The 13,891-nt window shown below is 34.3% G+C and carries 13 protein-coding genes; 9 read left to right on the forward strand and 4 right to left on the reverse strand.

Features of this window, described 5'->3' with window-relative positions:
* The first annotated feature begins 80 nt into the window (after nucleotides 1-80).
* The 8 genes from accC (at nucleotide 81) to H560_RS0117350 (ending at nucleotide 8,691) form a co-directional block, all read left to right on the forward strand.
* Complete coding sequence (gene accC / locus H560_RS0117315; RefSeq protein ID WP_027381158.1) at nucleotides 81-1,436, forward strand: acetyl-CoA carboxylase biotin carboxylase subunit; 1,356 nt, start codon at nucleotides 81-83, stop codon at nucleotides 1,434-1,436.
* Nucleotides 1,437-1,673: 237 nt separating this feature from the next.
* Nucleotides 1,674-2,921, forward strand: a complete 1,248-nt coding sequence (gene rocD / locus H560_RS0117320) for an ornithine--oxo-acid transaminase (RefSeq protein WP_027381159.1) — start codon at nucleotides 1,674-1,676, stop codon at nucleotides 2,919-2,921.
* Between the two features lie 3 nt (nucleotides 2,922-2,924).
* Entirely contained in the window at nucleotides 2,925-3,713 is a 789-nt protein-coding gene (locus H560_RS0117325) for a glycosyltransferase family 2 protein (protein ID WP_027381160.1), read from the forward strand.
* The gene (locus H560_RS0117330; RefSeq protein WP_051289374.1) at nucleotides 3,707-4,471 is read left to right on the forward strand and encodes a polysaccharide deacetylase family protein; all 765 of its coding nucleotides are present in this window, start codon (nucleotides 3,707-3,709) and stop codon (nucleotides 4,469-4,471) included. Before H560_RS0117325 ends, H560_RS0117330 begins: the two co-directional genes overlap by 7 nt.
* A gap of 40 nt (nucleotides 4,472-4,511) precedes the next feature.
* Nucleotides 4,512-5,261: a glycosyltransferase family 2 protein gene (locus H560_RS0117335; protein WP_027381162.1), complete on the forward strand. Its 750-nt coding sequence runs from the start codon at nucleotides 4,512-4,514 to the stop codon at nucleotides 5,259-5,261.
* A gap of 4 nt (nucleotides 5,262-5,265) precedes the next feature.
* Nucleotides 5,266-6,252 carry a glycosyltransferase family protein gene (locus H560_RS0117340; protein WP_027381163.1) on the forward strand — a complete coding sequence of 329 codons (987 nt, stop codon included), beginning with the start codon at nucleotides 5,266-5,268 and terminating at the stop codon, nucleotides 6,250-6,252.
* A 3-nt stretch (nucleotides 6,253-6,255) separates the two neighbouring features.
* Nucleotides 6,256-7,443 carry a glycosyltransferase family 4 protein gene (locus H560_RS0117345; protein WP_027381164.1) on the forward strand — a complete coding sequence of 396 codons (1,188 nt, stop codon included), beginning with the start codon at nucleotides 6,256-6,258 and terminating at the stop codon, nucleotides 7,441-7,443.
* Nucleotides 7,444-7,446: 3 nt separating this feature from the next.
* Entirely contained in the window at nucleotides 7,447-8,691 is a 1,245-nt protein-coding gene (locus H560_RS0117350) for a glycosyltransferase (RefSeq protein WP_027381165.1), read from the forward strand.
* On the opposite strand, the gene H560_RS21915 is transcribed toward H560_RS0117350, so the two are convergent.
* The 4 genes from H560_RS21915 to H560_RS0117370 form a co-directional block, all read right to left on the reverse strand.
* The gene (locus H560_RS21915; RefSeq protein ID WP_051289375.1) at nucleotides 8,692-9,951 is read right to left on the reverse strand and encodes a glycosyltransferase; all 1,260 of its coding nucleotides are present in this window, start codon (nucleotides 9,949-9,951) and stop codon (nucleotides 8,692-8,694) included.
* A 22-nt stretch (nucleotides 9,952-9,973) separates the two neighbouring features.
* Nucleotides 9,974-10,618: a glycosyltransferase gene (locus H560_RS0117360; RefSeq protein WP_027381166.1), complete on the reverse strand. Its 645-nt coding sequence runs from the start codon at nucleotides 10,616-10,618 to the stop codon at nucleotides 9,974-9,976.
* Nucleotides 10,618-11,781, reverse strand: coding sequence for a glycosyltransferase family 2 protein (locus tag H560_RS0117365; protein WP_027381167.1), 1,164 nt, complete (start codon nucleotides 11,779-11,781; stop codon nucleotides 10,618-10,620). The genes H560_RS0117360 and H560_RS0117365 overlap by 1 nt, the downstream gene beginning before the upstream one ends.
* Before the next feature lie 120 nt (nucleotides 11,782-11,901).
* A complete protein-coding gene (locus H560_RS0117370) occupies nucleotides 11,902-12,246 on the reverse strand; it encodes a phosphomannose isomerase type II C-terminal cupin domain (RefSeq protein ID WP_027381168.1) in 345 nt (114 codons plus the stop codon).
* Between the two features lie 117 nt (nucleotides 12,247-12,363).
* Between H560_RS0117370 and gltX the strand changes: the two genes are divergently transcribed.
* Complete coding sequence (gltX, locus tag H560_RS0117375) at nucleotides 12,364-13,869, forward strand: glutamate--tRNA ligase (RefSeq protein ID WP_027381169.1); 1,506 nt, start codon at nucleotides 12,364-12,366, stop codon at nucleotides 13,867-13,869.
* Nucleotides 13,870-13,891 lie beyond the last annotated feature (22 nt).

Here is a 13,891-nt window from a genome sequence, read left to right on the forward strand (position 1 = left end):
GACATTAGATGTTAGATTAAATTCTACATTAAAATAACATTATCTAATTTTCAAATTATCTAATTTTCAAATTAAAAAAGATGTTCAAAAAAATATTAATTGCCAATCGTGGCGAAATTGCAATGCGTATTTTACGTACTTGTAAAGAAATGGGGATCAAAACCGTTGCGGTTTATTCTACTGCTGATAAAGACAGTCTTCACGTAAGATTTGCTGATGAAGCGGTTTGTATAGGTCCTGCAATGAGTAAAGACTCATATCTGAAAATACCTAATATTATTGCCGCTGCGGAAATTACAAACGCAGATGCTATCCACCCGGGTTACGGATTCTTATCTGAAAATGCTAACTTTTCAAGAATCTGCCAGAAAAACGGTATCAAATTTATCGGCGCTTCTCCCGAGCAAATTGAAAAGATGGGAGATAAAGCGAATGCTAAAGCTACGATGAAAGCAGCAGGCGTACCTTGTGTACCTGGTTCTGACGGTTTGATCGAATCCTACGAGCACGCTGTAAAAGTAGCTGAAGAGACAGGATATCCTGTAATGATCAAAGCAACTGCAGGTGGTGGTGGAAAAGGGATGAGAGCTGTTTGGAAAGCTGAAGACCTTAAAGATCACTGGGAATCTGCAATTCAGGAAGCTGTGGCTGCATTCGGAAACGGAGGTATGTACATGGAAAAGCTGATTGAAGAGCCCAGACATATTGAAATTCAGGTTGCAGGTGACCAGTACGGTAAAGCTTGCCATCTTTCTGAAAGAGACTGTTCTGTACAGAGAAGAAATCAGAAACTGACAGAGGAAACTCCTTCTCCTTTCATGACTGATGAGCTTCGTGAGAAAATGGGTGAAGCAGCTGTAAAAGCAGCAGAATTCATTGGATACGAAGGTGTGGGAACTATTGAATTTCTTGTAGACAAACACAGAAATTTCTATTTCATGGAAATGAATACAAGAATTCAGGTAGAACACCCTATCACTGAGCAGGTTATTGATTATGACCTGATCAGAGAACAAATTCTTCTGGCAGCAGGAACTCCTATTTCAGGAATCAATTATTATCCTAAATTGCATTCCATCGAGTGTAGAATTAACGCGGAAGATCCGTACGCAGATTTCAGACCGTCTCCGGGGAAAATCACAGGATTGAACATTCCAGGCGGACACGGAGTAAGAGTGGACACACATGTTTATGCAGGCTATACAATTCCTTCCAATTATGATTCAATGATTGCAAAACTGATCACTACAGCTCAGACTCGTGAAGAAGCGATTGCAAAAATGAGAAGAGCATTGGAAGAATTCTACATTGAAGGTGTAAAAACTACCATTCCTTTCCACAGACAACTGATGGATAATGAAGATTATCTTTCAGGAAACTATACAACGAAATTCATGGAGAGTTTTGTTATGGATAGAAAATATGATAATCACTAAGATTATTTAGATAAAAACTTTAAACTGTCTCATTTTTGGGACGTTTTTTTTATTTAAAATAATTTAATACATCATTTAAAAGATAGAATAACTACAACAGACAATCTGAAAGGGCAATATTTTCTAATTCACTTTTCGTTAAGCCTTAAAAGCACTTAAAATCAATCATTTTCCAGTGTCGGATTGCTGTTTATCTGTCTCATTTAGAATGCTTAATTTTGTGCAAAACCTAAATTTATGTCAACAGTAGAAACAGCAAAAAACTCACAGTATTTTATTGACCTTGAAGACAAGCACGGTGCACACAACTACCACCCTCTTCCCGTTGTTTTAGACAAAGGAGAAGGCGTTTTCGTGTGGGATGTGGAAGGCAAAAAATATTATGATTTTCTCTCTGCATATTCTGCTGTAAACCAAGGACATTCTCACCCGAAAATTGTAGAGGCACTGGTAGAGCAGGCAAAAAAGCTGGCTTTAACATCAAGAGCTTTTTACAATTCGAAATTAGGGGAATATGAGAAAAAAATAACTTCTCTTTTCGGTTTTGACAAGGTTTTACCCATGAATTCCGGGGCTGAAGCAGTGGAAACTGCCGTAAAATTAGCCAGAAAATGGAGCTATGAAGTAAAAGGAATTTCAGAAAATGCCGCTAAAATTATCGTTTGTGAAAATAACTTCCACGGAAGAACAACAACTATTGTCTCCTTTTCAAACGATCCGGATGCAAATCAGAATTACGGACCTTTCACTCCAGGATTTATTAAAATTCCTTACAATGATATTTCAGCATTGGAAGAAGTTTTAAACAGAGAAGCAGGAAATATCGCTGCATTTTTGGTTGAACCCATCCAAGGTGAAGCAGGAGTTTATGTTCCAAATGACGGCTTCCTGAAAAACGCTTCTGAATTATGTAAAAAACACAATGTCCTTTTCATTGCCGATGAAGTTCAGACGGGAATTGCTAGAACAGGTAAGCTGATTGCCTGCCATCACGAAAATGTACAGCCTGATATTTTGATCCTAGGAAAAGCTCTTTCCGGCGGGATGTATCCTGTTTCTGCGGTTTTGGCTGATGATGAAATTATGAGCGTGATAAAACCGGGACAGCATGGTTCTACTTTCGGAGGAAATCCTATCGCATGCGCCGTGGCCGTCGCTGCTTTGGATGTTGTGGAAGAAGAAAAACTTTCTGAAAGAGCTGAAGAATTAGGAAAATTATTCAGATCTGAGATTGAAAAAATTATTGGAAAAACAGATCTTATTACGAAAGTAAGAGGGAAAGGTTTACTAAACGCTATTTTGATCAACGATACCCCCGAAAGCTCTACAGCATGGAATCTTTGTCTGCAATTAAAGGAAAACGGACTTCTTGCCAAGCCTACTCACGGAAATATTATCAGACTGGCACCTCCTTTGGTAATTACTGAAGAGCAACTTTTGGATTGCGTCAGGATAATCGAAAAAACACTATTAGAATTTAAATAAAAAATGCCACTCTCACTCGCAGTCATTACTTACAATGAAGAAGAAAATATTGTAAGACTATTAGACTCACTTAAAGACACAGTTGATGAAATTGTAATCGTTGATAGCTTTTCAACCGATAAGACCAAAGAAATCTGCACTCAAAAATATCCTCAGGTAAAATTCTTTGAGAAAAAATTTAATGGGTATGGTGAACAAAAAAACCATGCCCTTAATTTGTGTTCAAAAGAATGGATCCTGTTCCTGGACGCAGATGAAATTCCCGATGAAACCCTGATACATTCCATTAAAAAAATCATATCTTCAGAACAACCGGAACATAAAGTTTATAAAGCGAAATTTAACAACCACCTAGGGATTCATTTAATAAGACACGGCGGCTGGGGCAATGTTTGCCGTGAAAGACTTTTCAGAAAAAACTGCGCTAAATATTCTGATGACAAAGTTCATGAGTTTTTGGTTACGGGTGAAAAAGCAGGCCTTTTAGAAGGAAAAATAAATCACTACACTTACAAAAGCATCCATCATCATATTGTAAAAATCAATAAATATTCTGATATGATGGCCGAAAAGATGTTTGAAAGAGGAAAAAAAATAAACCGTTTTAAAATTATTGCAAGCCCTATTTTTGAGTTTGTAAAGGTTTTTATCTTTAAATTTGGCTTTCTGGATGGTTTTCCGGGATTTTATATTGCTAAAACAATGTCTTATTATACATTTTTAAAATACATCAAGCTTCACGAAAAAATACGCCTGATGGAATTAGAAAAAAAACACGGCAAAAAATGCTGATTTATATTATTGCTTTATGCATTCTTACTTTTCTTGTTTTTTATTTTAAGCTGTATCTTTTTGCAGTTCCGAAAAACAGGCTGGTCATTCTTATGTACCATCAGATAGAAAAAGAAAGCCATGAAGATCTTACGGTAAGCCTGCAAAATTTTGAAGATCAGCTGCGATATTTAAACAAAAAAAAATACACTGCAAAATTTTTCTCCGAGCTGGGTACTTTGGAGAAAAAAAGCATTATCCTTACCTTTGATGACGGATATAAAAATAATTTTGAATATCTGCCTCCGTTATTGGAAAAATACGGCTGCAAGGCAACAATTTTCATTCCTACACGGTTTATTCAGGAAGGATACGATAATTATGAAATGATGACATTTGAAGACATCCGGAATCTGGATAAAAAGCATTTTGAAATAGCACTTCACAGCCACAATCATCAGAATTTCAGAAATATTTCTGCAGATTTTTTAGAAAATGATTTAAAAACCAATATGCAGATTTTAGAGGATCAAAAAATAGAATATTCAAAAGTACTAGCTTATCCTTATGGAAAATATCCTAAGAAAAATCTGGAAAAAAATATATTTTTTGCTGTTTTGAAAAATTTAGGAATCGAATTTGCTGTAAGAATTGGAAATGAAGTAAATTTTTTCCCTACTCAAAAGCCTTACGAGCTTTGTAGAATAGACATAAAAGGTAAAGATTCGTTAATAAAATTCAAATTAAAACTTATCTTTGGGAAATTAAAACTGTTTTAGAAAAGATATTTATAATATACTTTCTGATCAAACAAATGTTATGATGAATATAAGTGGCTTAATCATAACACATAATGAAGAAAAAAATATAAAAGATGTTTTGGAGTGTTTTGATTTCTGCGATGAAATAATTGTAGTAGATTCATACAGCACGGACAAAACTGTAGAAATTGCTAGAGAGTTTCCTAACGTAAAAATTATTCAAAATAAATTTGAAGATTTTACCAAACAAAGAAACCTGGCTTTGGACAATGCCAAGAATGATTGGGTCCTTTTTCTTGACGGAGATGAAAGAATAACTCCAGCATTAAGAAAAGAAATTATTGATGAATTTAATAAGCCTGAACAGAAAGATGCCTATTATTTTTACAGGAAGTTCTTTTTTGCTCAGAAGCCTATCAATTTTTCCGGAACACAGTCTGATAAAAATTTCAGGCTTTTCAGAAAATCAAAGGCAAGATATGCTGCCGGGAAAAAAGTACATGAAACACTGGAAGTAAATGGTACGATAGGCGTTTTAAAAAATAAACTGCTGCATTATTCCGTTTCAGATTATGAATCTTATCGCGAGAAAATGATTCATTACGGGATTCTGAAAGGTAAAGAACTGGCTGCAAAAGGTAAAAAGTTTAATATTTTAATGCAATATATTAAAACCGCTTTTAAATTTTTTAAAGCATACGTAATGCGGCTTGGTATTTTGGACGGAAAAGAAGGCTATCAGCTTTCTTATCTGCAGTCATTAAGTGTTTTTGAGACTTATGAATCATTAAAAAAAGAGCAAAATTAGTTGGATGAAGATTTGTATCATAAGTTATGATTTCTGGGATTATGATAAGTATATTGTTGAAACATTATGCAACCGTGGTATTGATGCGCATCATATAAAGATCAGTACCATAACCCATTCCAACTTTAATGAAAGAGCTGTAAACGCTTTAAGCAAAACTTTTCTCAATAAAAATCTTAAGACAGAAAAAAGACAGAAGTACGTTCTTGATTCTCTGGAAAAACTGGGTCATCAGGATCAGATTTTAGTTTTAAACCCTGATACTTTTGATCTTTCCACACTAGAAAAAATAAGGAAATATACCGACCGGCTGATTACCTATCTCTATGACAATCTTGAAAGAGTGCCCGTAGAAGATAAGCTGCATCTTTTTGATAAAATTTTCTCTTTTGATATTATTGATGTTGAAAAGCATGGCTTCGAAAAAATTACCAACTATATTTATCTTCCCTTTACACCAAAGGAAAATCAGAAGCCTGAGATGGATCTGTTTTATATAACTTCTTATGACAACAGAAGAGTTTCACTGATCAAGCTATTAGCTAAAAAATTAATAGATCTCGGATTAAAATTCCAGATCATGGTTATTGGTAAAAAGTCCTGGAAGCATCAGCTTACCAATATTTTTATTAAAGTTCCTGAAAATTTATTCCTTATTTTCAGCATTAAGAAAATACCGCATAACGAACTCCCGAAATATTACAGAAATTCAAAAGTACTGCTGGATCTGATGCGTGAAGGGCAGTATGGCTTAAGCTTCAGGGTATTCGAAGCGATGTCACTGGAGAAGAAAATCATCACTGATAATGAAGCCATTAAAAGCTATGATTTCTACAATCCCAATAATATTTTGATTATAAACGAAAATATTAGTAATCTTGACAAATCTTTCTTTGAAACACCCTACGAAAAAATTCCGGAAGAGATCTATTACAGATATACTCTGGACAGCTGGGTAAACAAAGTTTTTGAATTGAAGCATAAAAACTAACGAATGGGAATCTTAAAAAAAATAAAAAAACACTTTAAGAGAAAAGAAAAACTTAAACAGCTGAAAACGCAGGACATCGTTAATATTCATCTGTATGATTCTTCAAAAAAAACAATCCTTTTTGCTTCAAGAGATTTCCCGACACACGATAAAGATTCAGGATCCAACAGATTAAAAGAAATCATTCTCATCTATAAAGAACTGGGTTACAACTGTATTCTTTTTGCCCCTAATGTTTTTGAAGATGATTCTTATGTAAAATTTTACCAGTCGCGGGACATTATTGTTTTTGTCGAAAACACGCAGTATAATAATATTTATTCATTTCTTTCATCACTTAAAAGGGTTGATTTTGTGTGGTTTAACGGGCCATTAGCTTTAAATTTATTTTATAAAAGAATGAAAGCTATTCTGCCTGAGACAAAATTCATCTATGATATGGTGGATATTCATTTTTTAAGATTTAAAAGAGCTATTGAACTTGAGCCAGCCCGGATCTCTTTAAAGAAAAATTACAAACATTTCTTCCGCTTAGAAACTATTGTTGCGCCTAAGCTGGATTATATGATTGCTATTTCGGATAAAGAAAAGGAGGTCATGAGCCAGTACACAGATAAGAATAAAATTATTACGATTTCCAATATTCATTACCCGAAAATCAACTTTTCCGAAAGAAAGAATTTTCATAACAGTAAAGGAATTATTTTCATTGGCTCTATTCACGAACCGAATATTGACGCGGTAAAATTTTTATATGATAAAATAATGCCGATCGTCTGGAAAGAAAACCCTCAACTTGAAGTAAGTGTCATCGGAAATGTAGCCGATAAACTTGATATAAAACAATATCCGAAATTTAAATTTTTAGGCTTTGTAGAAAGTGTTGAAGAACTTTTTATGAATTCAAAGATCATGGTAGCCCCTTTACGTTTCGGAGCGGGCGTGAAAGGGAAAATCGGGCAGGCTTTTGAATATTACTTTCCCGTAATTACCACAGACATCGGCGCAGAAGGAATGCAGCTGAAAGACAAAAAAAATGTTCTCATTGCCAATGATGAAAAAAGTTTTGCAGAAGCTATTTTGCAGCTTAATAATGATGAACAGCTTTGGAATACATTAAGTGAAAATTCGGAGGACAGCCTGAGGCCATTTTCTCCGGAAGAAGTAAAAGAAAAACTTAAAACATTATAAATCATGTCATTAAGTGTAAATTACCACGGCTTTTTCAACGGAAATTTCGGTATTTCTGAAGCGACCCGTCTGAATGCGCTGGCGTTGGAATCTGTTGGAATAAAGGTCAATACAATTAATTATTCCAGTGAAACTTTTGAAAGAATTGGAGATATTGGGGAATCAGAAAATGAATCTTCCATCAATATTTTTCATATCAATATCAATTTCATTAATGATTTTTTCTCTAAAAATCAGAATTTGAATCTGAAAAATCATTACAATATCATCTATTGGGCTTGGGAATTTCCTGAAGTGTCAAAAAAAGTGGTTGAAATCCTGAATGTTTTTGATGAACTTTGGGTTCCGAGTGATTTTTGCGTCAATATATTCACAAAATATACAGGAATTCCGGTTTTACGCTTTTCCCACCCTATCCAGAAGCTTGAAAATTCCGAAGAATTTGATTTTAATCAATATAACGTTCCACAAAATTCAAAGGTTTATCTTACTATTTTTGACTCTTTAAGCACAACGATTCGAAAAAATCCGGAAGCTACTCTGGAAGCTTTTACAACTGTTTTTAAAGAAGATAAAGAAAGTGTTCTGATTGTAAAAACTCACAATCTCGAACGAAGCAAGGATGCCCAAAAAGCACTGGAAAAGTATAATAATGTTCCAAACGTCATCATCATTAACGAGCATTTTTCAAAAGAAAAACTACATTCACTCATTCAGCAGGCAGATGTTTTACTCTCACTTCACGGCTCGGAAGGTTTTGGCCTTACCCTTGCAGAAGCGATGGCGTATGGAAAAATTGTAGTCGGCACGGGATATTCCGGAAATCTGGATTTCATGAATGTAAATAACAGTTTCCTTGTTCAGTATGATTTCATTAAAACATCGAATACAAAAGGACTGATCGATGAAGGCTTAACCCTGGCAAAACCCAGATTACAGGATGCAGTGGCTAAATTGTTATACATAAAAAACCATTTCAATTCTTTGGATCATCTTAGAGAAAGTGCAAAATCTCAGATTGAAGACAACTTTTCTCTGCAGTCCATCGGCGGATTATTTAAAATCAGGTTAAATTTTATCAATAACTTTGATAAAAAAGAAGGTGCCAGCTCAGATGTAAATAATGTTTTCTACCTGAGTGAAATTGAAAAACTAAATAAGAAAGTTAATTACCTGGAAAGAACAGCTTACAATAAAATAAGAAAAAAAGTAAATATTTTTCTTAAAAGGATAAAAGGCAGGAAATGATCATTTCTTGCCTTTTCTGTTTCTTATATACATTTTTATTCCGTAAATAAACTGTATTGGAGCACTTTTCTTGTAAATCCTGAGATCTTTTTTTAATAAAATATTTTCTACATACAGCTTGATTAAGCTTGATTTATTCTGTGAAATTCTGTTCTCCGATATAAGCTCTTCACATCTGTTCTTGATAAGCTCTCCTACTTTTTTTAGTGACAGGTCTTGAGCAATAGTTTGCTGACCTTTTTCCGCTTTTGTAGAAACCTCTTCTCCGCCCTGATAAACAGATTTTAAAAATATTGAGGCCTGTTTCAATGAGGGTTCAGACCAGACAGTATTAGAATTATAATTAAGATCATCCGAACCATAAGATACTTTTTCAGCATTTACCAGAAAGCTATTTTCAGCATTCATAAACTGCAGATTTCCTGAATATCCCGTTGCTATTACGGGCTTTTTAAAGTACATCGCCTCAGCCATTGTAAGTCCAAAACCTTCTGACCTGTGAAGAGAAATATAGCTGTCGCAATTGCTGATAACATGATTCAAAGCATTTCTGTCAAAAATTTTCTCTACAATCTTTATTTTTGGGGACTCCCCGATTGCCTGTAGAATCTGCTCTTTTTCAGAAGGAAACTTTTGCGATCTGGAAGTTTTAATGGTTAAAAAAGCATTGTTTTCACTGCCATCAAAAGTCTCCCGGAAAACCCTGATCAGGTTAATTACATTTTTTCTTTCAATCGAGCTGTTATAATCAAAAATAAAAAGAAAGTTAAACAAATTTTTATTGTAAAAGCTCAAAGCGTCTTCATCATCTGTCTCCTTCAAATCAATATTGATGGGATGTGGAATAATCTTCACGGGCATTCCTACATATCTTTCAATACATTCTTTACAATATGCAGAAGGTGTCCAAATTTCATCAAAAAGATTCATATTCATCACATAATCTTCAGGAATAGTCTCAGATTCCCAGGCCATATAAAGAATATTATACTTATCTCCAAAAAACGAGTGATCAAAATAATCAAAGAAATTAGGTGTCTCAGAAGGAGAAATCTGTATTAAATTAATAGGATGTGGAGCGTGGTCGGAAAACTCTGTAAAAGTAAGATCATTGTTATTGTGATTGGTCTTCACATTATAATTAATGAGGCTTAATGGAATTCCTGCCGTCTGAATAGCCTTACAGTTCAGCCTTGTAGCTTCTGCAATACCAAATTCTCCATTGATAAATCCAAAAACATTAATTCCCAATTCTGTCATTCTGATCGTTTTATATTTTTAATTAATCTTCCAGTGTTTCGTAGAAATCATTCTGCTTTTTCTGTTTTTCGAAATTCTTTTTGTGAATTAAGGACAAATTATAATCTTTAGGTACTTCCGTGAAATTTTTATTTCCGTACAGGACTTCATGCACCTTATTTTTCCAGAAAATTTTCTTGTTATTTTTAATGATTCTCGCCTGATAGTCGGGAAAATTGATATAACCTTCTTCATTTATGCTCCAGCCCATCTCCTTTACATATTCTTCCGTAATCCCTTCAACAATATTGATTCGCGGAACAAAAAATATTTCTACACTTTTTTCCTTTTTCAGATAAGGTTTTAATGTTTTAATAAAATGTTCTGTAGGATATTCATCAGCATCAATCTGAAAAAGATACCTGCATTTTGAATTTTCTATCAGCTTATTTTTGAAAGTCGCAAAATCTCCGTTAAGCTTAGCTTCAATTATTTTTACTTTAGATTGATACTGTTCCAGCAGCTCCCCCACTTTATGGTCCGGATTTGTCATATCCCGAAGCACAAGCACTTCATCATTCTTATCAATGAGCGGCAGCAGCATATCAAGAAGAACCTTTAGCTCCCTGTGTTCATTGCAAACTGTGATTCCGTAAGTGATGGTAATCGGTTTAAAAAAATCAAGCATTATTTTCTGATTATTAATTGTTTTTCATGAGACCTGTCATTCACGATTTCTATTTTCAGATTATTGATTTTAAAGACATTTTCTTTTCCAAAAATCTTCTGAAATATATTCTTTTTTGAGCTTTTAAATTCTTCAATAATCTCTGCAAGATTTCTAAAGGTATACAGATTTTTCTCAGAAAGTTTTCTCGCATCAAACGTTATTACAATATCATCCGAAATATCTTCACTTTTGGCCCTGAACCTTTCTTTTAAATTAAATATCGTGTTTTTTTGTTCTGTTTCAATGTATTGATCTGCATTAAAATCAGAATACAGGTGATCTGCAAATATTTCCAGCGTTTTCACAGCTTCTTCATTAGGGTTTTCCAGAATAAGCCCGATATTATGTTTCTTTTTTACCTTAGACTGATTCATGAATCCCCATTTCCTGATAAAATTACGCAGTGAATTTTCCTCTATTTTTTTTGTCTTATTCTGAAATTCTTCGGAAAACCTGGATGTTTTGCTTACAAAATGATACACCATTGCGTTTGGACAAACATAGGTTTTTTCACCCGACATTCTCAATCTTAAAATCAGATCATCATCTTCACAAAACATTGGTCTGAAAAGCGGATCCAGACCGTTTATTTTTAAAAGAATTTCTTTTTTGGCGGCCAGAAAAAAACTTACATCTTCTGTAAAAGCACCCTCCTGCTTTTTCTGCTCGTTTTCAAATTGAAAAAAATCATCAAATCTGAAGGTTTCAAAATCATTCCCAAAGTCCTGAATTTCTTTCCAAAGTCTTTTGTCTGCAGCAAAAATAGGAGGTTCTATTACTTTATAATAAACAAGATTATGTTTTTCCAGCGAGTTTCCAATTTCTGCTAAAAAATTTTTGCCGATAACCATATCATTATGTAAAAAGCATACATAATCTTTGGTAGAAATCTCTATAGCTTTATTGTAAGTGTCGGACAGTGTTTTTTCTTCGCGGCTCGTAAAATAGACAAGATTGTCGTCCTGCAGGCTGTCTAGCCATTCATCTGTTCCGTCTGAGCTTCCGAAGCTTACAAAAACAATTTCAGCAACAGGATAATTTTTTCTTATTGAGTAATAACAACTTTTAGAATATTCCAGATTGTTTTTTAATCCTATTAAAAGCGAAATCGTATTATCCATGTCTTATTTTAGGTTCCTAATTATTTCTTAGAAAATACAAATGTAAATATTAAGATAAAAAAAACAGTAAAAATCATATGATTCTTACTGTTTAAATCTTATTGATGAAAAAATTATTAATTAATTTCTGTCATAATCATCCTCTATTCTCACAATATCGTCTTCCCCGAAATATGTTCCCGTCTGAACTTCAATGAAAACAACAGGCTTGTCAGAAAGATTCATCATTCTATGTTTAGCACCAAGCGGGATGAAGATGCTTTCCCCATATTTTAGGTTAATTTCCTTATCATCAAGAACTACGGTAGCATCACCTTCTATGATGGTCCACTGCTCCTGTCTTTTGTGGTGGTATTGGTAAGATAGTTTTTGCCCGGGATTTACCTCAATTCTTTTAAGTTTATAATTCGGTTCATCTGCCAAAACATAATATTTTCCCCACGGTCTTTCGCCTATTTCTAACATAATTTACTTTTTATATATACAAATGTAGAAATTCAAAACAAAAAAGCCAATAACCCGAACATTAATCATCCTTAAAACACATAATTTAAGTAAATTTGCATCAAAATTTTAATTGAAATGGAGAAAGTAAGAGTACGTTTTGCTCCAAGTCCTACCGGACCTTTACATTTGGGAGGCGTAAGAACCGCATTATATGATTATCTTTTTGCTAAAAACCAGGGAGGTGAATTTGTATTAAGAATAGAAGATACAGACACTGCAAGATATGTGGAAGGTGCAGAAGAGTACATCGAAGAAGCTTTGGAATGGTGCGGGATCATTGCGGATGAAAGCCCTAAAAAAGGAGGAAAATTCGCTCCATACAGACAATCGGAAAGAAGAGATATTTACGACAGATATACAGAGCAGATCCTGAAAACGGACTATGCTTACATCGCTTTTGATACGGCCGAAGAATTAGACACCATCCGCGCCGAATATGAAGCAAGAGGTGATGTATTTTCGTATGATAACAAAACCAGAAACCAGCTTAGAAACAGCCTTGCATTTTCTGAAGAGGAGGTTAAGAAATTACTGGATGAAAAAACACCATACGTGGTGAGATTCAAAATGCCTGTTGACAGAACATTGAATCTTGAAGACATTATCCGAGGAAAATTTTCTGTGAATACTAATACTTTAGATGATAAAGTCTTGGTTAAAAATGACGGAATGCCGACTTACCATTTCGCCAACATCATCGATGATCATGAAATGGAAATTTCCCACGTGATCCGTGGTGAAGAATGGCTGCCATCCTTAGGCCTGCATACTTTATTATATGAAGCAATGGGTTGGGAAGCGCCACAGTTTGCGCACCTTTCTTTGATTCTAAAACCTGAAGGAAAAGGCAAATTAAGCAAAAGAGACGGTGATAAATTCGGATTCCCTGTATTTCCTTTAAACTTTACAGATCCTGCAACAGGAAATGTTTCCCAGGGATATAGAGAAAGCGGTTATCTTCCTGAAGCTTTCATCAATATGGTGGCACTTCTAGGCTGGTCTCCTGCTGATGACAAAGAAATCCTATCGTTGGATGAAATGGCAAAAGAATTTGACTTAAATAAAGTTCATAAAGCCGGGGCAAGATTCAGTAAAGAAAAAGCAGAATGGTTTAACCATCAGTATATTCAGATGAAATCCGATGAAGAATTGCTGCAAATTTTAAAAAAATCAGATTTAAACTTAACACTTTCTGACGAAAAACTGTTAAAAATAATTCACCTGATGAAAGAACGAGCAACGTTCCCGAAAGACATCTATGAAAACGGTAAATTTTTCTTCGAAGCACCCACTTATTATGATGAAAAAGCATCAAAAAAAGCTTGGAACGAAGAAACTTCAGGCATTTTAGGTGATTTGGCTTCAAAACTGGAATCTGTGGATTTTAAGGCTGAAGCTGTAAAGCAAACCATGCATGATCTGGCTGAGGAAAAAGGTTTGGGAATGGGTAAAGTGATGATGCCTTTACGTCTCGCATTAGTGGGCGAACTGAAAGGCCCTGACGTCCCGGACATCATGGAACTTCTTGGAAGAGAGGAAACTACCTCCAGAATAAACAATGCGATCAATAATTTTAAATAGTTTTTGATAATTTTTCATAAAT

Source organism: Chryseobacterium daeguense DSM 19388, from assembly GCF_000430825.1.
GTDB lineage: Bacteria > Bacteroidota > Bacteroidia > Flavobacteriales > Weeksellaceae > Chryseobacterium > Chryseobacterium daeguense.

What these genes read in the sequence shown, in the direction of transcription:
- H560_RS0117360 (WP_027381166.1), bottom strand. Translation starts at nt 10,618, where the DNA reads ATGCTTGATTTTTTTAAACCGATTACCATCACTTACGGAATCACAGTT.
- H560_RS0117340 (WP_027381163.1), top strand. Translation starts at nt 5,266, where the DNA reads ATGAAGATTTGTATCATAAGTTATGATTTCTGGGATTATGATAAGTAT.
- H560_RS0117345 (WP_027381164.1), top strand. Translation starts at nt 6,256, where the DNA reads ATGGGAATCTTAAAAAAAATAAAAAAACACTTTAAGAGAAAAGAAAAA.
- rocD (WP_027381159.1), top strand. Translation starts at nt 1,674, where the DNA reads ATGTCAACAGTAGAAACAGCAAAAAACTCACAGTATTTTATTGACCTT.
- H560_RS0117330 (WP_051289374.1), top strand. Translation starts at nt 3,707, where the DNA reads ATGCTGATTTATATTATTGCTTTATGCATTCTTACTTTTCTTGTTTTT.
- H560_RS21915 (WP_051289375.1), bottom strand. Translation starts at nt 9,951, where the DNA reads ATGACAGAATTGGGAATTAATGTTTTTGGATTTATCAATGGAGAATTT.
- H560_RS0117325 (WP_027381160.1), top strand. Translation starts at nt 2,925, where the DNA reads ATGCCACTCTCACTCGCAGTCATTACTTACAATGAAGAAGAAAATATT.
- gltX (WP_027381169.1), top strand. Translation starts at nt 12,364, where the DNA reads ATGGAGAAAGTAAGAGTACGTTTTGCTCCAAGTCCTACCGGACCTTTA.
- accC (WP_027381158.1), top strand. Translation starts at nt 81, where the DNA reads ATGTTCAAAAAAATATTAATTGCCAATCGTGGCGAAATTGCAATGCGT.
- H560_RS0117350 (WP_027381165.1), top strand. Translation starts at nt 7,447, where the DNA reads ATGTCATTAAGTGTAAATTACCACGGCTTTTTCAACGGAAATTTCGGT.
- H560_RS0117365 (WP_027381167.1), bottom strand. Translation starts at nt 11,781, where the DNA reads ATGGATAATACGATTTCGCTTTTAATAGGATTAAAAAACAATCTGGAA.
- H560_RS0117335 (WP_027381162.1), top strand. Translation starts at nt 4,512, where the DNA reads ATGATGAATATAAGTGGCTTAATCATAACACATAATGAAGAAAAAAAT.
- H560_RS0117370 (WP_027381168.1), bottom strand. Translation starts at nt 12,246, where the DNA reads ATGTTAGAAATAGGCGAAAGACCGTGGGGAAAATATTATGTTTTGGCA.